Annotated in this window: 18 protein-coding genes; 7 read left to right on the forward strand and 11 right to left on the reverse strand. The window is 71.3% G+C overall.

From position 1 onward, the window contains the following. The first annotated feature begins 250 nt into the window (after window positions 1-250). Together J2X60_RS12725 and J2X60_RS12730 are read left to right on the forward strand one after the other, a co-directional pair. Window positions 251-880 (forward strand): ATP-dependent Clp protease proteolytic subunit, encoded by a 630-nt coding sequence (locus J2X60_RS12725; protein ID WP_070416573.1) that lies wholly within the window; start codon window positions 251-253, stop codon window positions 878-880. Window positions 881-909: 29 nt separating this feature from the next. Beyond that, a complete protein-coding gene (locus J2X60_RS12730; protein WP_070416572.1) occupies window positions 910-1,569 on the forward strand; it encodes an ATP-dependent Clp protease proteolytic subunit in 660 nt (219 codons plus the stop codon). Window positions 1,570-1,634: 65 nt separating this feature from the next. On the opposite strand, the gene J2X60_RS12735 is transcribed toward J2X60_RS12730, so the two are convergent. Together J2X60_RS12735 and J2X60_RS12740 are read right to left on the reverse strand one after the other, a co-directional pair. Then, window positions 1,635-2,345, reverse strand: coding sequence for a copper resistance protein CopC (locus J2X60_RS12735; protein WP_309887954.1), 711 nt, complete (start codon window positions 2,343-2,345; stop codon window positions 1,635-1,637). Beyond that, window positions 2,342-3,067, reverse strand: a complete 726-nt coding sequence (locus J2X60_RS12740) for a YcnI family protein (RefSeq protein WP_309887956.1) — start codon at window positions 3,065-3,067, stop codon at window positions 2,342-2,344. Before J2X60_RS12740 ends, J2X60_RS12735 begins: the two co-directional genes overlap by 4 nt. 216 nt (window positions 3,068-3,283) lie before the next feature. Between J2X60_RS12740 and clpX the strand changes: the two genes are divergently transcribed. Then, window positions 3,284-4,564: an ATP-dependent Clp protease ATP-binding subunit ClpX gene (gene clpX, locus J2X60_RS12745; RefSeq protein WP_022907244.1), complete on the forward strand. Its 1,281-nt coding sequence runs from the start codon at window positions 3,284-3,286 to the stop codon at window positions 4,562-4,564. A 313-nt stretch (window positions 4,565-4,877) separates the two neighbouring features. On the opposite strand, the gene J2X60_RS12750 is transcribed toward clpX, so the two are convergent. Together J2X60_RS12750 and J2X60_RS12755 are read right to left on the reverse strand one after the other, a co-directional pair. Further along, window positions 4,878-6,905: a M3 family metallopeptidase gene (locus J2X60_RS12750; protein ID WP_309887958.1), complete on the reverse strand. Its 2,028-nt coding sequence runs from the start codon at window positions 6,903-6,905 to the stop codon at window positions 4,878-4,880. Between the two features lie 88 nt (window positions 6,906-6,993). Beyond that, on the reverse strand, window positions 6,994-7,587 hold the full coding sequence (locus tag J2X60_RS12755) for a TetR/AcrR family transcriptional regulator (protein WP_070416569.1): 594 nt from the start codon (window positions 7,585-7,587) through the stop codon (window positions 6,994-6,996). 121 nt (window positions 7,588-7,708) lie between these two features. On the opposite strand from J2X60_RS12755, the gene J2X60_RS12760 reads away from it, so the two are divergent. Further along, window positions 7,709-8,545, forward strand: a complete 837-nt coding sequence (locus tag J2X60_RS12760; protein WP_309887961.1) for an alpha/beta hydrolase — start codon at window positions 7,709-7,711, stop codon at window positions 8,543-8,545. 97 nt (window positions 8,546-8,642) lie between these two features. Here J2X60_RS12760 and J2X60_RS12765 read toward each other — a convergent pair whose 3' ends face one another. Together J2X60_RS12765 and valS are read right to left on the reverse strand one after the other, a co-directional pair. After that, window positions 8,643-8,894 (reverse strand): hypothetical protein, encoded by a 252-nt coding sequence (locus tag J2X60_RS12765; RefSeq protein ID WP_309887963.1) that lies wholly within the window; start codon window positions 8,892-8,894, stop codon window positions 8,643-8,645. A gap of 65 nt (window positions 8,895-8,959) precedes the next feature. After that, window positions 8,960-11,554, reverse strand: coding sequence for a valine--tRNA ligase (valS, locus tag J2X60_RS12770; protein WP_309887965.1), 2,595 nt, complete (start codon window positions 11,552-11,554; stop codon window positions 8,960-8,962). 274 nt (window positions 11,555-11,828) lie between these two features. On the opposite strand from valS, the gene proP reads away from it, so the two are divergent. Beyond that, on the forward strand, window positions 11,829-13,409 hold the full coding sequence (gene proP / locus J2X60_RS12775) for a glycine betaine/L-proline transporter ProP (protein ID WP_309887967.1): 1,581 nt from the start codon (window positions 11,829-11,831) through the stop codon (window positions 13,407-13,409). A gap of 200 nt (window positions 13,410-13,609) precedes the next feature. Here the strand turns inward: proP and J2X60_RS12780 are convergent, their stop codons facing one another. Genes J2X60_RS12780 through J2X60_RS12795 form a run of 4 tightly spaced genes read right to left on the reverse strand, consistent with a single transcriptional unit; the run spans window position 13,610 to window position 18,937 of the window. Next, entirely contained in the window at window positions 13,610-15,367 is a 1,758-nt protein-coding gene (locus J2X60_RS12780; RefSeq protein ID WP_309887969.1) for an ABC transporter ATP-binding protein, read from the reverse strand. Continuing rightward, window positions 15,364-16,245 (reverse strand): ABC transporter permease, encoded by an 882-nt coding sequence (locus tag J2X60_RS12785; protein WP_309887971.1) that lies wholly within the window; start codon window positions 16,243-16,245, stop codon window positions 15,364-15,366. Before J2X60_RS12785 ends, J2X60_RS12780 begins: the two co-directional genes overlap by 4 nt. Further along, window positions 16,242-17,273 carry an ABC transporter permease gene (locus J2X60_RS12790; protein WP_309887974.1) on the reverse strand — a complete coding sequence of 344 codons (1,032 nt, stop codon included), beginning with the start codon at window positions 17,271-17,273 and terminating at the stop codon, window positions 16,242-16,244. The genes J2X60_RS12785 and J2X60_RS12790 overlap by 4 nt, the downstream gene beginning before the upstream one ends. Window positions 17,274-17,308: 35 nt before the next feature. Beyond that, window positions 17,309-18,937 carry an ABC transporter substrate-binding protein gene (locus J2X60_RS12795; protein ID WP_309887983.1) on the reverse strand — a complete coding sequence of 543 codons (1,629 nt, stop codon included), beginning with the start codon at window positions 18,935-18,937 and terminating at the stop codon, window positions 17,309-17,311. Window positions 18,938-18,969: 32 nt separating this feature from the next. Between J2X60_RS12795 and J2X60_RS12800 the strand changes: the two genes are divergently transcribed. Both J2X60_RS12800 and J2X60_RS12805 read left to right on the forward strand, forming a co-directional pair. Further along, a complete protein-coding gene (locus J2X60_RS12800) occupies window positions 18,970-19,569 on the forward strand; it encodes a TetR/AcrR family transcriptional regulator (protein WP_070416563.1) in 600 nt (199 codons plus the stop codon). 26 nt (window positions 19,570-19,595) lie between these two features. Beyond that, the gene (locus tag J2X60_RS12805) at window positions 19,596-21,092 is read left to right on the forward strand and encodes a hypothetical protein (protein WP_309887985.1); all 1,497 of its coding nucleotides are present in this window, start codon (window positions 19,596-19,598) and stop codon (window positions 21,090-21,092) included. A 27-nt stretch (window positions 21,093-21,119) separates the two neighbouring features. On the opposite strand, the gene J2X60_RS12810 is transcribed toward J2X60_RS12805, so the two are convergent. After that, complete coding sequence (locus J2X60_RS12810) at window positions 21,120-22,163, reverse strand: cation diffusion facilitator family transporter (RefSeq protein ID WP_071295394.1); 1,044 nt, start codon at window positions 22,161-22,163, stop codon at window positions 21,120-21,122. Window positions 22,164-22,176: the final 13 nt, after the last annotated feature.

Raw genomic sequence — 22,176 nt, forward strand, 5'->3', positions numbered from 1 at the left:
GGGGGTGGGCGCGGGCGCCGGGGTGTTGGTGGGGCTGCGGGCCGCCGGCCCCCCCGCCCCGGCCCGGAACGGAGGCTACCGGGGTGGGCCCCCCCCCCCCCCCCCGGGCGGGGCGGCGCGGTGCCCGCTGCCCCCGCGCCTCCCGTCCCGTATTTCGGCACCACCGCATTGCCGACAGCGAACAGACGAGAAGTGGTGCGTTGCACCCGATAAGTTCGACAACAAGCGACAACTGAACGGGAGCTTTTCCATGGCCGAAGCGACACTGAACCCCAGTGTTTTTGACCGCCTTCTGAGAGACCGGATCGTGTGGCTCGGCTCCGAGGTCCGCGACGACAACTCGAACGAGATCGCAGCCAAGCTGCTGATGCTCGCCGCCGAGGACCCTGAGAAGGACATCTACCTCTACATCAACTCGCCCGGTGGCTCGATCACCGCCGGTATGGCGATCTACGACACGATGCAGTTCGTGCCGAACGACATCGTCACGGTGGGCATCGGCCTCGCCGCCTCGATGGGGCAGTTCCTGCTCTCGTCGGGCACCCCGGGCAAGCGCTACATCACCCCGAACGCGCGTGTGCTCCTGCACCAGCCGTCGGGTGGGTTCGGTGGCACCGCCGCCGACATCCAGACGCAGGCGAAGGTCATCCTCGACATGAAGCAGCGGATGGCCGAGCTCACGGCGGAGCAGACCGGCAAGTCGATCGAGCAGATCCTCAAGGACAACGACCGCGACAACTGGTTCACGGCGCAGGAAGCCCTCGAGTACGGCTTCGTCGACCACCTCCGTGCATCGTCGACCGAGGTCATCGGCGGTGGTGGCACCGTCGGCGACGGCGAGACCCCCACCGACGCTGCCGAGCCCGACGCCCAGTCCTGACCCCACCCACCGAAGAAAAGGAAACGAGAATGCATCTCCCCATGCTCGGTGGCGCGCAGAACGTCCCGGCCCCCACTGATCGGTACATCCTGCCGAGCTTCGAAGAGCGCACGGCCTACGGCTACAAGCGGCAGGACCCGTACGCGAAGCTGTTCGAGGACCGCATCGTGTTCCTCGGCGTCCAGGTCGACGACGCGTCGGCCGACGACGTCATGGCCCAGCTGCTCGTGCTCGAGTCGATGGACCCGGACCGCGACATCGTGATGTACATCAACTCGCCCGGTGGCTCGTTCACCGCGATGACGGCGATCTACGACACGATGCAGTACATCCGTCCGCAGATTCAGACGGTCTGCCTCGGTCAGGCTGCCTCGGCGGCGTCGGTGCTCCTCGCTGCCGGTACCCCCGGCAAGCGTCTGGCGCTCCCGAACGCACGCGTGCTCATCCACCAGCCGGCGGTCCAGCAGGGCGGCGGTCAGGCCTCCGACATCGAGATCCAGGCAGCGGAGATCCTCCGCATGCGCACCTGGCTCGAGGAGACCCTGTCGAAGCACTCGAACCGCACGCCGGAGCAGGTCAACAACGACATCGAGCGCGACAAGATCATGTCCGCCGAAGAGGCGCTCGAGTACGGCCTGATCGACCAGGTCCTCACGAGCCGCAAGAACCTGCCGGCGCTCGTCAAGTAGTCCCGGCGAGCCGCACGACGAAGGCCCCGCACCGATCGGTGCGGGGCCTTCGTCGTGCGGTGGGGTCAGTCGTCGGTGGGGTCGTCGTCGGCCGCGGGGGTGGGGCGACGACGCAGGAGCAGCAGGAGCGCGACGACGAGCCCGACGAGCACGACGCCGCCGGCACCGATCCAGAGGGCGTCGGACGTCGTGGAGTCGGTGTCGCCCGAGGCGGTGCCCGTGGTGTCGGCACTGGCACTCGCCGCGCTGCCGGCCGTGGCGCAGACGGGCGGGGTGGACGAGCCCTTCGCCGGTGTGAACCCGGCGGGAGCGTCCCACGTGAAGCGGTACTCGTCGGACACGGTGTGTCCGTCGGCGGAGACGATCTGCCACTCGACGGTGTACTTCCCCGAGGCGCCGAGTGCGGCCGTCGTGGTCATCGAGGGGCCGTCCACGTCGAGGCAGCCGTCCTCGTAGTACTTCCCGTCCGGGCCGACGATCCGGTAGGCGAAGCCCGAGTTCGTGTCGTCGATGTCGAGCAGCTTGTCGTTCGTCGTGATCTCGAAGGCCTTCGGCAGCGCGGTCAGCGTGCCGTCGACCTTCGGGGTCGAGGCGATCATGTAGTTGTGCGCGCTGGCGGGGCCGGCCAGGCCGAGGACCGCACCGCCTGCGATGGCGAGGGTGGCGGCGACACCGGCACCGCGCCTCCAGGCCCGCCGGAGGCGCGGTGACCGCTCCGTCGACGTGACGCGGTCCGTCGTCGTGACGCGCCTCGTCGAGGTGTCGCGCTCCGTCACTTGGAGGCGCTCCGACGGCGGGTGCCGGCGACGGCGACGACCAGGGCGGCTGCGCCGAGCACCAGGCCGCCGAGGCCGAGGAAGCGTCCGACGAGGTCGGGGTCGGCGGGCGTGGACTCTGCTGCTGCTGCGGGCGTGGGGGTGGCGGCGACGGGGTCACCGTCGTCGTCGGTGGCCTCGGCCGCGGTCAGCGTGATCGAGGGCGCGGGGTGCTCGGGCTCGGCTTCTCCGGTCTTCTGCTCCTGGTTCCACTCGACCGAGCCCTTCTCGCAGGTCTGCAGGGCCGGGAACTCGACGAGGTCGCCGGGCTTGCCGTCCGGGAGCGAGAAGGACAGCGCGAAGGTGTCGCGCTCGTCGGCGGGGAGCGGGGTCTTCGCCGTGTAGGTGACGCTCGTGACGCGTTCGCCCGCGTCCTCGGCGGACTCGTCGTCCGCGGAGGCCGACGGGCTCGTGTACGGCGCCGTGGCCTTCGTGATCGTCCAGTTCGGGTTGACGGTCGGCGTGACCTCGATGACGGACTCCGGCACCTGGAACTCGATCTTCGTCGTGGGGGAGCCGTCGCAGCCGTGCGGGACCGAGAAGGTCGCCGTCGTGTACGAGTTCGCCGCGGTCGAGGTGGCCGTCGCCGAGACGTGGGCGCTGGCGACACCCGCGGTGCCGAGGACGATCGCGGCGGTGACGCCGAGGGTCGCGGTGCCGACGACGGCGAGGCGCTTGGACATGGGGTTCCTTCCGGGACTGCGGGTCCTCCGACCCGCGACTGCGGCTTCTACAACTTGTAGAGAAGTCGTGGACACGGTAGCAGGATCGAACGCCCTGGGCGAACGCGCCGGGCGAAACCGGCTCGGCGTCGCGGTCGGTGTCACCGGTTGCGATTAGGCTCGGTACGAGTCGGGCAGGTCGTCGACCTGCATCGGTCTACCAAGGAGGGCACCGACATGGCACGCATCGGAGAGAGCGCTGACCTGCTCAAGTGCTCCTTCTGCGGCAAGAGCCAGAAGCAGGTCCAGCAGCTGATCGCCGGTCCCGGGGTGTACATCTGCGACGAGTGCGTCGAGTTGTGCAACGAGATCATCGAAGAGCGACTGGCCGAAGCCGGCGAGGACACCGCCAGCGGTGACTTCGAGCTCCCCAAGCCGCGCGAGATCTTCGACTTCCTGCAGGAGTACGTCATCGGGCAGGACCCGGCGAAGCGCTCCCTCGCGGTGGCGGTCTACAACCACTACAAGCGCATCCGCGCGCAGGGGCAGATCACGGCAGCCGAAGACCGCGACGACATCGAGATCGCGAAGTCGAACATCCTGCTCATCGGGCCGACCGGCTGCGGCAAGACCTACCTCGCCCAGACCCTCGCGAAGCGGCTCAACGTGCCCTTCGCCGTCGCGGACGCCACTGCCCTGACCGAGGCCGGGTACGTCGGCGAAGACGTCGAGAACATCCTGCTCAAGCTCATCCAGGCGGCCGACTACGACGTGAAGCGTGCCGAGACCGGCATCATCTACATCGACGAGGTCGACAAGATCGCGCGCAAGGCCGAGAACCCGTCGATCACGCGCGACGTCTCGGGCGAAGGCGTGCAGCAGGCGCTCCTCAAGATCCTCGAGGGCACGGTCGCCTCGGTCCCGCCGCAGGGCGGTCGGAAGCACCCGCACCAGGAGTTCATCCAGATCGACACGACGAACGTGCTGTTCATCGTGGCGGGGGCGTTCGCCGGGCTCGAGGACATCGTCTCGTCGCGCGTCGGCAAGCGGGGCATCGGCTTCGGTGCACCCCTGCACAGCCCGCTCGACCAGCAGGACCTCTACGCTGACGTCCTGCCGGAAGACCTGCACAAGTTCGGGCTCATCCCGGAGTTCATCGGGCGTCTCCCCGTCGTGACCACGGTGTCGCAGCTCGACCAGTCGGCGCTCATGCAGATCCTGACCGAGCCGAAGAACGCGCTCGTGAAGCAGTACCAGCGGATGTTCCAGATCGACGGGGTGGAGCTCGAGTTCGATCGGGGTGCGCTCGAGGCGATCGCGGACCTCGCGGTGTTGCGGCAGACGGGTGCTCGTGGGCTCCGGGCGATCCTCGAAGAGGTGCTCGGGCCGGTGATGTTCGACGTGCCGTCGGACGACGATGTTGCACGAGTCGTGATCACCCGCGAGTCGGTGCTCGAGAACGCTGCGCCGACGATCGTCCCGCGGCCGAGGGCGAAGCGCGTCGAGAAGTCCGCGTAGCGCAGGGCGCGCGGCGCGCGCTTGCGCGCCATGCTGCGCTTCGCTTCGCGCGCTGCGCGCCGCGCGCGAGCTGGCGTCTCGCGCGGCGGCGGGCCGGGCGCACGTTCGAACCACGTTTCCGACGTCGAACCGGCCGTCGGTGGTGGTTCGATGTCGGATTCGTGGTTCGACGCTGCGCGTCGGCGCGCTGCGCACAGCGCAAGTCACCCCGAGCCGCGCATGCGCGCGGCTCGGGGTGGCTTTGGTTGTGCACCGGCGGCTTGCGCCGCAGGGCGGCGCGCAGCGTGCGCGCGCGCAGCGCGCCCGCCCCGCCCTACTCCAGCCCGCGGCGCCGCAACAGCGGCCCCACCTCGGCATCGCGCCCGCGGAAGTCCCGGTACGCCTCGAGCGGGTCCTTCGCCCCGCCGACCCCGAGCAACTTCGACGCGAACCGCTCACCCGCTGCGCGCGAGAGCCCACCGTTCGAGCGGAACCACTCCACCGTGTCGGCATCGAGCACCTCGGACCAGATGTACCCGTAGTACCCGGCGTCGTACCCGCCCGAGAACGTGTGCGCGAAGTACGTCGACGAGTACCGCGGCGGGACGGCCTCGACCGCGACGCCCGCGGATTCCAGAGCCGCCCGCTCGAAGTCCTCGACCGAGGTCACGGAAGCCGCCGAGGCAGCGGAGAGCCGGTGCCACGCCTGGTCGAGCAGCGCTGCGGCGAGGTACTCCGTCGTCGCGAACCCCTCGTTGAAGCCGGCGGAGTCGCTGAGCCCCAGGACGAGCTCCGGCGGCAGCGGCGCTCCGGTCTCGTGGTGCTTGGCGTAGTTCGCCAGGACGGACGGCCACGACACCCACATCTCGTTCACCTGCGACGGGAACTCGACGAAGTCCCGCTCCACGTTCGTGCCCGAGAAGCGGGGGTAGGTGGTGCGGGCGATGAGGCCGTGCAGCGCGTGCCCGAACTCGTGGAAGAGCGTCTCGACCTCGTCCTGGATCAGGAGCGTCGGCGATCCGGCGGCCGGCTTCGCGACGTTGAGGTTGTTCACGACGACGGGCAGCGTGCCGAGCAGCGCGGACTGCTCCACGACGGGGTTCATCCACGCGCCGCCGCGCTTGCCGTCCCGCGTGTAGAGGTCGAGCAGGTAGAGCCCGACCTCCTCACCGGAGGCGCCGCGCACCTCGAACACCCGCACCTCGTCGTTGTACCCGTGCAGGTCGGGGCGCTCGGTGAACGTCAGGCCGTAGAGCTCGCCGGCAGCGTGGAAGACGCCGTCGTGCAGCACCCGGTCGGCCTCGAAGTAGGGGCGGAGCGCCGAGCTGTCCGCCGCGAACTGCTCACCGCGCAGGAGTTCGGTCGCGTACGCCCAGTCCCACGACTCGACCTCGTGACCGAGCACCCGGGCGCGAACGTCCCGTTCGTCGTCGGCGTTGCGAGCGGCCGCGCCCACAAGGGACGACAGCAGACCGTCGACGGCTTCGGGCGTCCCGGCGGTCTCGTCGGCCGTGACGACCGCGGCGTGGTTCGGGAAGCCGAGCAGTTCTGCGCGCTCGGCCCGGAGTCGGACGATGCGCAGGAGGACGTCACGGTTGTCGTGTTCGTTGCCCCGACGGCCACGGGAGAGCGACGCCTCCATGATCCGCCGACGCAGCCCGCGGTCGGCCAGCGACGACAGCCACGGATGCCCGGTGTAGAGCGGCAGTGTGATGAGCCAGCCGTCGAGCCCCCGGTCGGCAGCGGCTGCGGCGGCGGCGGACTTGGCGCCGTCGTCGAGGCCCGACAGTTCCGAAGCGTCCGACACGTGCACGGCGAGGTCGTTCGTGTCCTCGAGCAGGTTCCGCTCGAAGGTCGTCGTGAGGGTGGAGAGCTCCTGGTTGATCGCGGTGAGCCGTTCCTTGCCGGCGTCGTCGAGCCCCGCGCCCGCGAGGGTCATCTCGGTGTGCGTCCGCTCGACCAGCCGACGGTCCTCGTCAGTGAGGTCGGCCCGGTCGTCGAGCGAATCGCGGACCGCCGCCACCCGTGCGTACAGACGTCCGTCGAGGGTGATCGCGTCGCGGTGCGCCGCGAGGAGCGGGGAGACCTCGGCCTCGAGGTCGTGCAGCTCCGGCGTCGAGTCCGCCGATGACAGCGAGAAGAACACGTGGCTCACGCGGGCCAGCAGCTGGCCGGTGCGCTCGAGCGCCACGAGGGTGTTCTCGAAGGTGGGTTCGTCGGGGGAGGCTGCGATCGCCTCGACCTCGGTGCGCTGCTCGGCCATGCCGGCGTCGAACGCGGGGCGGTAGTGCTCGAGCCGTACCTCGCGGAACGGCGGGAGGGCGTAGGGGAGTGTGCTCGGTCCATCGAACGGGGTTGCCATCGCTCCACCCTACGGACCGGTGACGCTGTCTGACGGGAGGCGCGGTGCGGACCCGACCCGCGCCTCCTGTCCGAGAGTCGGTCGCGTCTCAGGCGCGCGTCGCCGCGTCGATGAGGGTCTCGGCTGCCCGCCGCGCGTGCCGCGCCGGCGTCGTCGACCCGGCGATCGCGGCCGTGGTCTGCGCCCCCTCGGCGAGGAGGGCGAGCTGGGCGGCGAGTTCCTCGGCGGTGGCGGGGTCGCGGACGACCGAGGCCGCGAGGTCCTGCACGAAGCGCTGGAACGAGTCCTTGTGGGCACGGGCGATCTCGGCGACGGCGGGGGAGGTCGCCCCGAGCTCGCCGAACGCGTTGATGAACCCGCAGCCGCGGAAGGTGTCGTCGCCGAACCACGACTCGAGGAAGTCGTAGACCGCGAGCAGCTTGTCACGCGGGGTGGTAGCGGTGTCGACCGCGCCGTGGACTCCGTGTTCCCAGACGTCGTGGCGTCCGGCGAGGACCGCGGCGATCAGCTGCTCCTTGCCGGGGAACGCGGCGTAGAGCTTCTTGAGCGACACCCCGGCGCCGGTGCGGATCTCGTCCATGCCGACGGACTGGATGCCGCGCGCGTAGAAGAGCTGGTCGGCGACGTCGACGATGTGTGCCCGGACGTCGGGGTCGACGGTCGGGAGCGTGCTGGTTGCCATGGCGTACCCCGTTCGCTGCGTGTTCACCGTTCTCGACTTGCGCCGGGAACGACCGTTCTCTAGTGTAAGCCACATCGACGGAGAACGACCGTTCTCCGCGAGGTTCAGGGAAGGAACGACCATGGGTGCCATCACCGTCGGGACCGAGAACAGCGTCGACATCGAACTCCACTACGAGGACAAGGGAACCGGCCAGCCGATCGTGCTGATCCACGGCTTCCCCCTCGACGGCAACTCGTGGGAGGGGCAGACCCCGGCTCTGCTCGAGGCCGGCTACCGCGTGATCACGTACGACCGCCGTGGCTTCGGGCAGTCCTCGCAGCCGTCGACCGGGTACGACTACGACACCTTCGCCGACGACCTGCACACGGTCCTGACGACCCTCGACCTGCACGACGTGATCCTCGTCGGCTTCTCGATGGGCACCGGCGAGATCGCCCGGTACATCGGCCGCCACGGCGAGGACCGGGTCGCGAAGGTCGCGTTCTTGGCCTCGCTCGAGCCCTTCCTGGCGATCACCGACGACAACCCCGACGGCGCCGGCCCGATGTCGTTCTTCGAGGGCATCGCCGCCGACGTGAAGAAGGACCGGTACGCGTACTTCACGAACTTCTACCAGGACTTCTTCAACCTGTCGGAGAACCTCGGCTCCCGCATCTCGGAGGAGGCCGTCCGGAACGCGTGGAACGTCGCCGCCGGGTCGGGTGCGATCGCGTCCGCCGCGGCACCGTTGACGTGGCCGACCGACTTCCGTCAGGACATCCCGAAGGTCACCGTCCCGGCGCTCATCGTGCACGGCACGGCGGACAACATCCTGCCGATCGACGCCACCGGCCGACGCTTCACCAAGGCCCTGCCCGCGGCGGAGTACGTCGAGATCGAGGGCGCCCCGCACGGCCTGCTCACCACGCACACCGCCGAGGTGAACGAGGTGCTCCTGGGCTGGCTCGTGAAGTAGCGCGCGTGCTCGCATCGTGAGCAGCAATGGTCGGGTTCCCCAGCGGGACCCGACCATTTCTGCTCACCAAGCGATGCACGCCGCGCGCGGCGCGCCCTCAGTCCTCCTCGGGGGCGTCGTCGGGGTTCGTGACCTGGGCGTGCCCGGCGTCGTCGAGGTGGATCGAGGTGCCGTCGTCGAGCGCGACCATCGGCTTGCCCTCGAGGAAGGTCAGGGTCCAGCCCCACCCCGCCGTGCCGACCGACTCCGACGCGAGCTCGTCCTCGACGCCCCGCACGGCGACGACCATCGCCTCGGGGAGTTGCCCGGGTGCCTCGGCACCCACGTTCCAGCGTCTGCCCAACTGCATCCGTGCCTCCAGTCCGGTGGTGGACGGGCCGGATCGCACACGCGACCCGGCCCGGACGCCCGACGTTACGCCTGCTGTTCCGCCAGCTCGATCTCGGTGACGGCCAGCTCCGCGCCGTCCTCGAACGACAGGTTCTCGATGCGGCCGACGGCCGCCAGGTCGACCGCAGCGCGCTCGATGAGCGCCCGCGTCTCGGCCGGGGCCTGCACGACGGCGCGCGTCACGGGCGTCTTCTGGGACGCCTTGGCGGCCGTCTTCGCCCCGCGGATGCCGATGAGCGCCTGGCCCACCGCCCCGAGGAGCCCCGTCGGCTCGGCCTGCGTGGGCAGCTCGGCCACGGTCGGCCAGGAGGCGCGGTGCACGCTGGTCTCGTGGGTCCAGGCCCACACTTCCTCCGTCGCGAACGGGAGGAACGGTGCCAGCAGGCGCAGCAGCGCGTCGATCGCGGCGCGGAGCGCGAGGACCGCGCTCGCCTGGGTCTCGTGCGTCGCGTCCGAGGCGGTGCCGTACGCGCGCTCCTTGACGAGCTCGAGGTAGTCGTCGCAGAAGGTCCAGAAGAAGCGCTCGATCACCTCGAGGGCACGGGCGTGGTCGAACGCGTCGAACGCCGTGGTGGCCTGGTCGATGACCGACCCGAGCTCGGCGAGCACGTCGACGTCGAGCGGCTCGGTGACGCTCGTGGCGCCTTCGGGCAGCGGGAAGCCGTAGACGAACTTCGCGGCGTTGAGGACCTTGATCGCCAGACGACGACCGACCTTGATCTGCTTGGGGTTCTGCGGGTCGAACGCCGCGTCGGTGCCGAGCTTCGACGAGGCGGCCCAGTACCGGACCGCGTCGGCGCCGTGCTGTTCGAGGATCGACAGCGGCGTGACGACGTTGCCCTTCGACTTCGACATCTTCTTGCGGTCGGGGTCCACGATGAAGCCGGAGATGCTCGCGTGCTTCCACGGGACGGTGTCCGCTTCGAGCTGGCTGCGGAGCACCGTCGTGAACAGCCACGTGCGGATGATGTCCTGCGCCTGCGGGCGGACGTCGTAGGGGTAGACGAGGTCGTAGAGCGCCGGGTCGGTCTCCCACTTGCCCGCGAGCTGCGGGGTGAGCGACGAGGTGGCCCAGGTGTCCATCACGTCGAGCTCGCCCTGGAACCCGCCGGCGACACCGCGCTGGTCCTCGGTGTAGCCCGGGGCCGGCTCGGACGCCGGGTCGACGGGGAGCTGGGCCTCGGTCGGGACGATCGGCTGGTCGAAGACCGGGTTGCCGTCGGCGTCGAGCGGGTACCAGACCGGCAGCGGCACGCCGAAGAAGCGCTGGCGCGAGATGAGCCAGTCGCCGGAGAGGCCGCCGACCCAGTTGTCGTACCGGACGCGCATGAAGTCCGGGTGGAACGCGATCTCGTCGCCGCGCTGCCGGAGGGTCGCCTTGAGCTGCTCGTCGCGGGCACCGTTCACGATGTACCACTGGCGGGTCGAGACGATCTCGAGCGGCTTGTCGCCCTTCTCGAAGAACTTCACGGGGTGGTTGATCGTCTTCACGTCGCCGATCAGCTCGCCGGACTCGGTCAGCGCGTCCACGACGACCTTCTTCGCCGAGAACACGGTCTTGCCGGCCATCTCGGCGTAGAGCGCCTTGCCGCCGTCGGACTCGATCCAGGACGGCTCGTCGGAGCGGACGCGACCGTCGAACCCGATGATCGCGCGGTTCGGCAGCTGCAGCTCGCGCCACCACACGACGTCGGTGGTGTCGCCGAAGGTGCAGACCATCGCGATGCCGGCGCCCTTGTCCTGCTGCGCGAGGTGGTGCGCGAGCACCGGGACCTCGACGTCGAACAGGGGGGAGCGGACCGTCGTGCCGAAGAGGTCCTGGAAGCGCTCGTCGTCCGGGTGCGCGACGAGGGCGACGCACGCGGGGAGCAGCTCGGGGCGGGTGGTCTGGATGACGACGTCGTCGCCGCCGTCCGTGCGGTGGAAGGCGATGCCGTGGTACGCGCCCGGCATCTCCTTGTCCTCGAGCTCGGCCTGGGCCACGGCCGTGCGGAACGTGACGTCCCAGAGCGTCGGGGCGTCGGCCTGGTAGGCCTCACCACGCTCGAGGTTGCGGAGGAAGGCACGCTGGGCGCTCGCCCGCGAGGTGTCGTCGATCGTCCGGTACGACTGCGTCCAGTCCACGGAGAGGCCGAGCGTGCGGAAGAGGTGCTCGAACTGCTGCTCGTCCTGCACGGTCAGGCGCTCGCACAGCTCGATGAAGTTGCGGCGCGACACCGGGATCTGGTCGGCCGCCTTCGACGACTTGTTGTCCCCACCTTCGAACGGCGGCACGAAGGTGGCGTCGTACGGGAGCTGCGGGTCGCAACGGACGCCGTAGTAGTTCTGCACGCGACGCTCGGTGGGGAGACCGTTGTCGTCCCAGCCCATCGGGTAGAAGACGTGCTTGCCGCGCATGCGCTCGTACCGGGCCTTGAGGTCGGTGTGCGTGTACGAGAACACGTGCCCGATGTGGAGCGAACCCGAGGCGGTCGGCGGCGGGGTGTCGATCGAGTAGACGTTGCTGCGGTCGCCGGCGGCGTCGCGGTCGAACCGGTAGGTGCCGTCCTGCTCCCAGACCGGGCCCCAGACGTCTTCGAGTCCGTCCACCGTGGGCTTCTCGGGCATGGGCTTCGACATGGCGGGCCTTCCGTTCGGTGCGGTGCTGCGACCGCTGTGTGCGGCACCGAGTCCGTGATGAGGTGCCTGAGTGTGTGCGCGTGCTGCGCAGTCCCACGATCGTAGCGGCTCGCACCGACCCTCCGGTGGCCAATAGCACACGGATCCGGCAGACACGCCGGGCAGCTGATAGTCTGTCGGAGTTTGTCCGGCGGACGCGGGGTTCGCAGGGACTGCAGCGTCGCCGTCCGCCGGGCGCCCGAAGGCAAGACACAGCACTACCGGAGGAACTCACGTGGCACCGAACGAAGCAGGAAACGCACGGGGCGACCGCCCCCTGCGCACCAAGGGCGCCGCGAAGCGCGCACGCCGCAAGCTGACCGAGGACGACGTCACCGTCGTCGAGGAGTCGCTGCTCAAGCGTGCCGTCGCGGCCGCCGCGCTCGGCAACGCCATGGAGTGGTTCGACTTCGGCATCTTCGCCTACCTCACGGTGACGATCTCGAAGGTCTTCCTCCCCGAGGGCGACCCCGCCGCGAACATCGTCGCGACCTTCGGCTTCTTCGCCGCCGCGTTCATCGTGCGCCCCATCGGCGGTGCGGTCTTCGGCCCGATCGGCGACCGGATCGGCCGGCAGAAGGTCCTCGCCCTCACGATGATCCTGATGGCCGCGGGCACGCTCATGATCGGCCTGATCCCGAGCTACAACTCGATCGGCTTCTGGGCGCCCGTGCTGCTGCTGGTGGCGCGGTTCGTGCAGGGCTTCTCGACCGGTGGTGAGTACGGCGGCGCGGCGACGTTCATCGCCGAGTACTCGCCGGACAAGCGCCGCGGGTTCATGGGCTCGTGGCTCGAGTTCGGCACCCTCGCCGGCTACGTGCTCGGCGCATCGATCGTCACGGGCCTGCAGTTCGGCCTCTCCGAGGAGGCCCTGCTCAGCTGGGGCTGGCGCATCCCGTTCATCATCGCCGGCCCGCTCGGCCTGATCGGTCTCTACCTGCGCCTCAAGCTGGAGGAGACCCCGGCGTTCCAGAAGCAGCAGGAGCAGGCCGCCGAGCGCGAGGGGCAGAAGACCCCGTTCCTCAAGCTCTTCGCCGAGAACTGGCGCTCCCTGATCATCTGCATCGGTCTGGTCCTCGTGTTCAACGTGACCGACTACATGCTCCTGTCGTACATGCCGACGTACCTCGAGCAGAACCTCGGCCAGAACGCCACGTTCGGCCTGATCCTCATCGTGATCGTGATGATCCTCATGATGGTCGTCATCACGTTCGGCGGTCGCCTGTCCGACAAGTTCGGCCGACGTCCCGTGCTCGCCGCGGGCTGCGTCGGGTTCATCCTGCTGTCGTGGCCGGCGCTCAAGCTGGTGCAGACCGGCACCGGCGTGGGGGTCTTCGCGGGACTCCTGATCCTGGGCGTGGTGCTCGTGACGTTCACCTCGACCATGCCGTCGACCCTGCCGGCGCTGTTCCCGACGATCATCCGCTACGGCGCGCTCGCCATCGCGTTCAACGTGTCGGTGTCGCTCTTCGGTGGGACGACCCCGCTCGCCACCTCGGCGCTCATCAACGCCGCGAAGGACGCCGGGTACGGCTGGGCCGAGGACATCCCGGCGTTCTACCTGATGCTGGCTGCCCTGATCGGGCTCGTCGCCGTCTACTTCACCAAGGAGACGGCCGCGACGCCGCTGATGGGGTCCGGCCCCACGGTGGCGCACGAGGACGAGATCGCCGGGGTCATCGAGGACTACAACGACCCGGAGTCCGAGCTGGCGCAGTCCGACTGGGCGAAGGACTTCTCGACGAGCGAGATCCCGATCATCTCGGGCGACGTGCCGTCGTCCGGTGACGGTTCGAAGGAGCCCGCGGGCTCGTAGCCGCTGGCTGCCAGGAGGCACGGTGCGCGTCCGTCTCGGACGTCGCGCCGTGCCTCCGCTCGTCCGGGCGCGGTGCGCGGCGCGGCGGTGCGCGGCGCGGCCCTGCGCCGAGACTCGGCTGGCCGGACGTTCCTCGGGCCTCCGACCCGCGAAAGTGTCCGCCGGGCCGAGTCTCGGCGACCTCAGGCGCGCGGCGCGCGCTACGCGGCGCCGGCCTCGGGCCGCGGGCCCGCGGCGAGCCGCTCGGCGGCCCGCAGCAAGCGCGCGGTAACGGCGTGCGCCGGGCGGTCGAACACCGTCGCGGCGGGGCCCTGCTCGACGACCCGGCCCTCGTGCACGACCAGCACGTCGTCGGCCATCCGCCGGACGGCCCGGAGATCGTGCGACACGAAGACCATCGCCACCCCCGTGCTGTCCCGGAGCCCCTCGAGGAGCGTCAGCACCGCGTCCTGCACCGTGGCGTCGAGTGCGGTGACCGGTTCGTCGAGCACGATGACCTCGGGCGACGTCGCGAGTGCGCGGGCGATCGCGAGGCGCTGCCGTTGCCCGCCGGACAGCGTCAGCGGCGAGCGTCGCCGGAGCGCAGGGTCGAGCCCCACCTGGTCGAGCGCCGCGTCGATGCGGGCACCGAGCGCACCACGGGCCGACCGCTCGGCGCCGAAGGTGAACGCGTCCGCGAGGACCCGCTCCACGCTCCACCGCTCGTCGAACGTCGCCCCGGGGTCCTGCACCACCGCGGACACCCGGTGCCGCAGGGGCCGGCGGGTGCGTTCGTCGAGCGGCACCCACGGCGACGAGTCGAGCGTGACGGTGCCGGCGTCGGGGAGTTCGAGGCCGAGGAGCATCCTCGCGAGCGTGGTCTTGCCGGACCCCGACGCACCGATCACGCCGAGGACGCGCCCGCGCTCGAGCCCGAACGACACGTCGCGCACGGCGGGGACGCCGTCGAACGCCCGCGCGAGCCCCTCGGCCGCGAGCACCACGCCCGCACCGTGCGACGCCGGTGGTTCGGTGCCGGGTCGCGGGCTGGGTGCGGCGTCGGAGCCTCGCACGGGGTGGTCCGCCGGGGTCTGGCCGACGAACCCCGCACCGTGCGTGCCGCCACCGCCGGCGAACCGCGCACCGTGCGTGGCCTCCGGCGCCCCGGCACTCTCCGCACCCGTCCCGCGCGCACCCGCCCCGGGCGCACCGGCACCCGCACCCGCGGCCCGCACCAGCGCCCGCGTCGCCTCGTGCTGCGGCGCCGCGAACACCGACGCCACCGGCCCCTGCTCCACCACGCGTCCCTCGTGCACGACGACCACCCGGTCCGCCCACCCCGCGACGAGCCCGAGGTCGTGCGTGATGACGAGCAGCCCGGCGCCGCGCGACTGGGCCGCACGCAGCTGCTCCATCACGGTGACCGCGACCCCGGCGTCGAGCGCGGTCGTCGGTTCGTCGGCGACCACGAGCTCCGGCGACCCGACCGTGGCCGCGGCGATGAGGGCGCGCTGGCGCATCCCGCCGGACAAGGAGCCCGCAAGCCGACCGTCCGTGGCGAGCGCCGGGTCGAGGCCGACCGCGGCGAGTGCGTCCCGCACGGCCCCCACCCGCTGCGCCGCCGTCATGTCCGTGTGCAGCCGGAGGGCGTCCGCGACCTCTCGCCCGACGGGACGCAGTGGGTCCAGGGCGCCCAGGGCCTCCTGGCCGACGTAGCCGACCCGCGAGCCGCGCACGCTCCGCCACCTGCGGTCCGAGAACGCCCGGACGTCGAGCCCGGCCACGGTCAGCCGGTCGACCCGGACGGACGAGCCGGGCGCCGACAGGCCGAGCGCCGCCCGTGCGGTGACGGTCTTGCCGGAGCCGGAGGCGCCGACGAGCGCGACGCACTCGCCGGCATCGACGTGCAGCGCGACGTCCTGCACGACCACTGCCCCGCCGATGCTGACGGTCAGCCCCTGCACGTCGAGCACGGTCATCGGATCGCTCCTGTTCGTCGGATCGCCCGGCCGAGCACGGTCACCGCGGTCGCCAGGACCACGATCGCGAGGCCGGGGAAGGTGCTCATCCACGGGGCCGTCTGCAGGTAGGTGCGACCGTCGGCCAGCATCGCGCCCCACTCCGGCGCGGGTGGCGGGGTGCCGACGCCGAGGTAGCTCAGCGCCGAGGCCCACACGATCGCCTGTCCGACGCCGAGCGTCCCGACCGCCACGACCGGCCAGAGCGCCGCGGGGAGCACGTGCCGCGCGGTGATGACGGCGGGGGAGCGGCCCATCAGCACGGCTGTCTCGACGACCTGCGAGCGGCGCGCCCGGAGCACGAGCCCGCGGACGATCCGGGCGTACCCGGGCGCCGTGGCGAACCCGACCGCGAGCATCGCCGGGACGGGCCCGGGGCCGGTCACCGCGATGACGACGAGCGCCACGAGGAGCAGGGGGAGCGCGAACGCGACCTCGGTCAGTCGGCCGACGACCCCGTCGACGACGCGCCCGCCGAGTCCCGCGACCACGCCGAGCACGACCCCGACCCCGCCGCCGACGAGCGTCGCGACCACACCGACCACGAGCGACGCCCGCGTCCCGGCGACGACCCGGGCGAGGACGTCCCGCCCGGACTCGTCGGTGCCGAACGGGCTCGACCACGACGGCGCCTGGAGCGCCTGCGCCGGGTGCACGGCGAGCGGGTCGCCACCGCCGAGCAGGGCCGGCCACACCGCCGCGACCACGGCCAGCGCCACGACGGCGGCAGCGGTCCATCCGGCCGGGCCGAGCGTCCCCCCACGGACTCGCTCGGACCGTCCGGCGGACGCGTCACCCTGGGCACCGGCCTGGAGGCGCGGTTCGGCGATCCCGCTCACCGTGCGCCCGCCCCGTGCCGGGTGACGCGCGGGGCGCGACGCCGGGTCGCCCCCGCCTCGGCCGTCCCGCCGGCACGCGGGTCCACCACACGCTCGACGAGGTCCGCGACGGCGAGCACGACCACGTACGCGGCGGCCGACACCAGCGCGATGCCCGCGACGAGCGGCATGTCCCGCTGCGTCACCGCGGTCACGAGTGCGCGCCCGATGCCCGGGAGCGCGAACACCGACTCGACGACGACCGCACCGGACACGAGCGAACCGAACGCCCACGCGGACAGGGCGATCCCCGGGAGTGCGGCGTGCCGGAGCAGGTGCCGGCCGAACAGTCCCGCGCGGGTCTCGCCACGACTGCGGGCCGCGAGTGCGAAGGCCGACCGCTGTGCGTCGACCACGCCGTCCCGGACGGTCTCGGCGAGGTACCCGGCGACCGGCACGGCCACCGTGACGACCGGCAGCACCCAGCCCCGGGCCGAGCCGTCGCTGACCGCCGGCACCCAGCCGAGGGCGCTGGCGAACACCACGATGAGGACGCTGCCGAGCCAGAAGTGCGGGGTGACGCTCGCGGTGACGCTCAGGGCGCTCGTGAGTCCCGCGGCGAACCGACCGCGCTGCGTCGACCACCACGCGGCGACGATGGCGAGCACCCAGGCGACGACGAGCCCGGCCACGGCCAGGGTCAGCGTGACCGGGAGCTGCTGCCCGAGGAGCGTCGACACCGGCGTCCGGAACGCGTACGAGTCACCGAGGTGCCCCGTCGCCAGACGCCCGAGGAACACCGCGTACTGCACGAGCACCGGCCGGTCGAGGCCGTACTCCTGTCGGACCTGCGCGACCGCCTCGGCCGAGGCCTGGGAGCCCGGTCCGCCGAGGATCGCGAGCGCCGGGTCGCCCGGGATGAGCCGGATCGCGACGAACACGATCGTGGCGACCGCCCAGAGCACCCCGATGCCGCCGGCCAGGCGGCGCAGTCCCCACAGGGTCCACGCCGACCACGCGGCGGGCGTGCCTCGACGTCCGCGACGCAATCCGTGCCTCCCGTCCGACGATCGCGAGGTCGCGATCAGCGGTCGATCCAGGCCGTGCCGAACCACGGCGTCGACACCGCGGTGGTCTGCACACCGTGCACGCTCGACCGCAGCAGGAAGTGGTTCTGCTGGTCGTAGAGCGGGAGGACGGTGCCGCTGGACAGGATGATCTCCTGCGCCTGCTCGTAGAGATCGCCGCGCTCGGACGTGTCCGAGGTCTGCGCAGCCCGCTGGAGCAGATCGTCGAGCTTCGGGTCGTCGAGCTGGGCGAGGTTCGCGAAGTACCCGGACGGTGCCGGCGTGATGCTGGCGGAGTCGTACAGGATGCGGAGGACGTCCGCGCCCACCTTCGTGTACGGCGCGCTGACGACGTCGTACTCGTTCGCCGCGAGGGCCGCGTACCAGCTGGAGAGGTCGAGCTCCTGCAGCACGACCTTGAAGCCGACGGCCTTCTCGGAGGCCTGGATCTGCTGGAACAGGCTGCGCTCGGCGGGGACGGACTGGTTCGTCGACACCGGGAACGTGACGGTCAGCTGCTCTCCGTCCTTCTCGCGGATGCCGTCGCTGCCCACCTTCCAGCCGGCGTCGTCGAGGAGTCGCTTCGCCTTCGTCGGGGAGTACTGGAACAGGCTCTTGTCGGAGTACCCGTACGGCTCGACGCTGGAGAGCACCGAGTACGAGCGCTTCGCCGTCCCGAGGAAGAGCGACCGGATGCCGGGGTCGATCTCGGCGCCGGCGATGAATGCCTTGCGGACGGCCTCGTCCCGGAAGACCCCGTGGCCGGAGTTCAGCTCGAGGCGGTTCGACGCACCGGGGCGCGGAGCGTCGAGGTCGCGGATGGACCCCTTCGACGAGGCCGCCTTGAGCTGGTCGGGCTGGGCGTTGTCGATGACGTCGACCTGGCCGGACTGCAGTGCCGCGTACCGCGAGGTCGAGTCGGGCAGGAAGCGCCACGTGATGCCGTCGAGGCGGGGCTCCGTGCTGCCGCGGAGCGGCGTGTAGTCGGCGTTCTTGCGGAGCGTCACCCGGTCGCCGTGCTTCCAGCCGGTGACCTCGAAGGGGCCGGTGCCGACCGGCGACTCGCAGTTCACCGCCTGCGAGCGCTCCAGCGCTTTCGGGGACTCCATACCGACCCACGGCTGCGAGAACGACTCGAGCAGCGCGCTGTCCGGCCGGCTCAGCGTCAGGGTGACGGTGTGGTCGTCGGTGGCCGTCGCCTTCGTGATCGACTGCAGCGCGAGGTACCCCGTGCTCGACGCGGTCGCCGGGTCCTGCACGTGCTCGATGTTCGCCACGACCGCGGCGGCGTCGAAGGGCGTGCCGTCGGTGAAGGTCACGTCGTCGCGCAGCGTGAAGGTGAGCGTCCTGCCGTCGTCGCTCGTCGTCCAGGACTTCGCCAGCGCGGGGACGGGCTTGCCGTCGTCGAGCGCGGTGAGCTCCTCGATGTACTGGGTGGACAGGAGCGCCTGCGGGTAGTTGCCGCCGACGTGCGGGTCGAGGCAGGTGGGTTCGGCGTCGCCCGAGGCGTACGTGAGCGTGCCGCCGTCGACCGGTGTGCTGTTCGACGTCGCGGTGCCCCCGCCGGTGCAGCCGGCGAGCACGAGGAGGAGTGCGGCGGCGCCGGCGACCACGACGGTGGTTTTCTGTACTGAGTCCAAGATCATGGCTGAACGAGTCTAGCGGTTTACTGGGGCCCATGGACGAACCGATGCGCCGCGGTGGCCGCCCCCGACGCTCGAGCGCCGAGGTGCTCGCCGACGCCGCGGCCGAGCTGTTCCTCGAGCAGGGCTACGGGCGGACCACGGTCGACCAGATCGCCGCACGGGCCGGGGTCAGCCGTGCGACGTTCTTCAACTACTTCACGGCGAAGTCCGACGTGCTCTGGCTCGACCTCGACGCCGCGGTCGCGACGCTCCCGGCGTGCCTCGCCGCCTCGACCGAGGAGTCCGCGGTGCGGGCCGTCGAGGCCGCGCTGCTCGCCACCGCCCGCGCCCACGACCCCGACCGGGTCCCCTGGGCGATCGCACAGGCCGAGGTGATGGGCATCGGGGCCGAGCTCGTGGCGAGCGTCGCGGCACGGGTGACGGCCCAGCACGCGGCGGTGGCGGCCTTCGTCGCCCGCCGGACGGGGGAGCACCCGGCGGCGCTCTGGCCCCAGACGGTGTCCGGCGCCATGCTCGGGGCGGCCGCAGCGGCCTTCGGCGTCTGGGTCTCGGACGGGGTCGGGCGCCGACCGCTCGTCGAGTACGTCGGGGCGGCGCTCACCCCGGTCGCAGCGGGTCTCGACTCCCACTGAGGTCCGGCCCAATAGGCTCTCTCCCCATGACCCGCGCGCGATGGACACGAACCGCGGTCTTCGCCGTGGTCGCCCTCGCGGGGGTGTTCGTCGCGTACTGGCACATCGGCAGACAGAGCACCTACGTCGACGAGTTCACCTACACGCGGGCCGGGTGGGACTACGTGCACGGGGTGCTCACCTCGAACCTGCAGCACCCGCCGACCGGCAAGTACCTGTTCGGCGTCGCGCAGCTCGTGTTCGGCGAGGGCGTGCTCGGGCCCCGTCTCGTCGCCGCGACGGCCTCGTTCGGCACCGGCATCGTCCTGTTCGCCTGGCTCCGGCGTCCGATCGGGTACTGGGGCGCCGTGCTCGCCGCCGGGCTCTGGTGGCTCACGCCGCGTGCCGACTCGCCGACGTGGGCGGACGTCGCGTCCGGCACGGCCGCACGGATCGACCGGCTCGCCCTCCTCGAACCGCTGATGACCTTCTTCGCCGTGGCGGCGCTCGCCGCTGCCTGGCAGTGGGCGACCCGACCCCGACGCCCCGCCGACCGGACCACGGCCTGGGACGGCTGGTGGTGGATGGCGCTCGCCGGTGCCCTGCTGGCGCTGTCGGTCACGTCGAAGGTCACCACCACCGTCCTCGTGCTCGCGCTGGTCGCGGTCCCGCTGCTGTTCCGGCGCTGGTCCGGGCTGCTGACCGGGGGCGTCGCGGCCGCCGCGGCGTTCGCCGTGGTGTTCGTCGTCGCGTACGTGCCCGTCGGCGGGGTCCGGGCGATCACCTTCATGATCGAGTTCCAGGGCAAGCACGACACCCGCGGGCACATCATCTCGGTCCTCGGGAAGACGTACATGATCGCGCCGTGGTGGACGAACTTCGTGCGGGTCGTCGAGGGCGTCGGGTGGCCGACGGTCGTCGTGCTCCTGGTCGGCATGGCCGCGGCGTTCGCGATCCGCCCGGACCGGCTCGTCGCGCTCCTCGGGATCGCGCTCGGGATCCTCGTCGTCTTCTACTCGACGGCCAACGTCGCACTGCCGCACTACTACCAGGCGTGGATGCCCTGGATCATCGCGCTCGCCGCCGTCGGGTACACCCGGCTCGCCCGGCTGCGGCCGCCGCTCACGACCGTGGTCGCGCTCCTCGCTGTCGTGGTGACGATCGTCCCCGCGGTCGTCGTGGTGCGGACCGTCGCCGAGACCCGCACCACCGGGTTCGCCCGGCTCGAGGGGGTCCTCGAGGAACGCGGGGTGCCTGACGACGTCCGGGTCCTCGTGTCGGGGTCGGCGCAGCAGTCGTTCGCCGTGTTCATCGGCCGTCGTGGCGCGACCCAGGGGGTGACGCACGGGGACTACGGCGTGCTCGTCGCCGGGATCGACCCGCGGTTCCCGATGGACGACGACCTGCGGACCCTGCTGCGGGAGCACCCGGAGCGGTTCGAGGAGTTCCGGCTCGACGCGCTGCGGGTGTGGGTCGTGCGGGACGGCCTGGTGATCGAGCGGCGCGGGGACACCGCGACCCTGGTGCCCGCCGACCGCGGCTGACCCGACCGCGCGGCAGATGCGTGCGGCTCAGTCGGTCCGGAGCGTGCCGGCCCCGCCCGCGGCGACGTCCTCGGCCGTCCCGTCCCGCACCACCTCCGGCACGTCGTCGCCCGTCGGCACGAGCGACTCGTCGCCGGGGTAGCTCAGGGTGAGCACGGCCTCCTCGATGTACTGGCTCTCCTCGAGGGACTTCTCGACGTCGCGCAATCGCACCGCCACGTGCTCCTCGTTCTCGTTGCCGGTCAGGTCGACCGCGGCGACGAGGTAGACCCGCGAGGGCCCGACGAACTCGAGGTGCAGGTAGGTGACGCGCTCGATCTGCGACCGCCCGAGCAGCTCGACGAGCACCGCGTTCTCGAGTTCCGGGGACGTGCTCTCCCCGAGCAGGAACCGACGGTTGCGGTCGATCAGGACGATCGCGACGACCCCGAGCAGGATCCCGATCGCGATCGAGCCGACGGCGTCGAAGACCGCGAGGCCGGTGACCTGGTGGAGGAACACCCCGAGGAACGCGACCACGAGGCCGATGAGTGCCGCGGCGTCCTCGGCGAAGACGGCACGGAGGGTCGGGTTCGACGACTGCAGGACGTGCCGGAGCACCGGCACCCGCCGCTTCGTCGCCGCGCCGTGCGCCTGCCGGTACGCCTGCAGGAAGCTCGTGCCCTCGAGGCAGAACGACAGCCCGAGGACGATGTAGTTCAGCAGCACGTCCTCGGCCGGCCCGGTGTCCCCGAGCTCGGTGATGCCGTGGTAGATCGAGACGATGGCGCCGGCGGTGAAGAGGCCGAACGCGGCGAACATCGACCAGATGTACGTCTCACGGCCGTAGCCGAGCGGGTGCGCGGTGTCGCGCTTCCTCGAGCCACGCCGTTCGGCGACGAGCAGGAAGATCTCGTTGCCGGTGTCGGCCCAGGAGTGCGCGGCCTCGGCGACCATGGACGCCGACCCCGAGATCAGGGAGGCGATCGTCTTGGCGATCGCGACGAGCAGGTTCGCGCCGAACGCGATGACGACGGTGAGCAGGGAATCGGGACGCTCCTGCTGCGCGGGGGCAGCATCTGACGAGGGCATCGCTCCAGCATGC

The sequence above is a fragment of the Curtobacterium sp. 320 genome (assembly GCF_031455235.1).
GTDB lineage: Bacteria > Actinomycetota > Actinomycetes > Actinomycetales > Microbacteriaceae > Curtobacterium.

Bases quoted from the DNA above. Each gene is read 5' to 3' on its own strand.
- J2X60_RS12730 (WP_070416572.1), top strand. From the start codon at position 910: ATGCATCTCCCCATGCTCGGTGGCGCGCAGAACGTCCCGGCCCCCACT.
- clpX (WP_022907244.1), top strand. From the start codon at position 3,284: ATGGCACGCATCGGAGAGAGCGCTGACCTGCTCAAGTGCTCCTTCTGC.
- J2X60_RS12760 (WP_309887961.1), top strand. From the start codon at position 7,709: ATGGGTGCCATCACCGTCGGGACCGAGAACAGCGTCGACATCGAACTC.
- J2X60_RS12805 (WP_309887985.1), top strand. From the start codon at position 19,596: ATGACCCGCGCGCGATGGACACGAACCGCGGTCTTCGCCGTGGTCGCC.
- J2X60_RS12810 (WP_071295394.1), bottom strand. From the start codon at position 22,163: ATGCCCTCGTCAGATGCTGCCCCCGCGCAGCAGGAGCGTCCCGATTCC.
- J2X60_RS12795 (WP_309887983.1), bottom strand. From the start codon at position 18,937: ATGATCTTGGACTCAGTACAGAAAACCACCGTCGTGGTCGCCGGCGCC.
- J2X60_RS12755 (WP_070416569.1), bottom strand. From the start codon at position 7,587: ATGGCAACCAGCACGCTCCCGACCGTCGACCCCGACGTCCGGGCACAC.
- J2X60_RS12740 (WP_309887956.1), bottom strand. From the start codon at position 3,067: ATGTCCAAGCGCCTCGCCGTCGTCGGCACCGCGACCCTCGGCGTCACC.
- J2X60_RS12765 (WP_309887963.1), bottom strand. From the start codon at position 8,894: ATGCAGTTGGGCAGACGCTGGAACGTGGGTGCCGAGGCACCCGGGCAA.
- J2X60_RS12725 (WP_070416573.1), top strand. From the start codon at position 251: ATGGCCGAAGCGACACTGAACCCCAGTGTTTTTGACCGCCTTCTGAGA.
- J2X60_RS12780 (WP_309887969.1), bottom strand. From the start codon at position 15,367: ATGACCGTGCTCGACGTGCAGGGGCTGACCGTCAGCATCGGCGGGGCA.
- valS (WP_309887965.1), bottom strand. From the start codon at position 11,554: ATGTCGAAGCCCATGCCCGAGAAGCCCACGGTGGACGGACTCGAAGAC.
- J2X60_RS12750 (WP_309887958.1), bottom strand. From the start codon at position 6,905: ATGGCAACCCCGTTCGATGGACCGAGCACACTCCCCTACGCCCTCCCG.
- J2X60_RS12800 (WP_070416563.1), top strand. From the start codon at position 18,970: ATGGACGAACCGATGCGCCGCGGTGGCCGCCCCCGACGCTCGAGCGCC.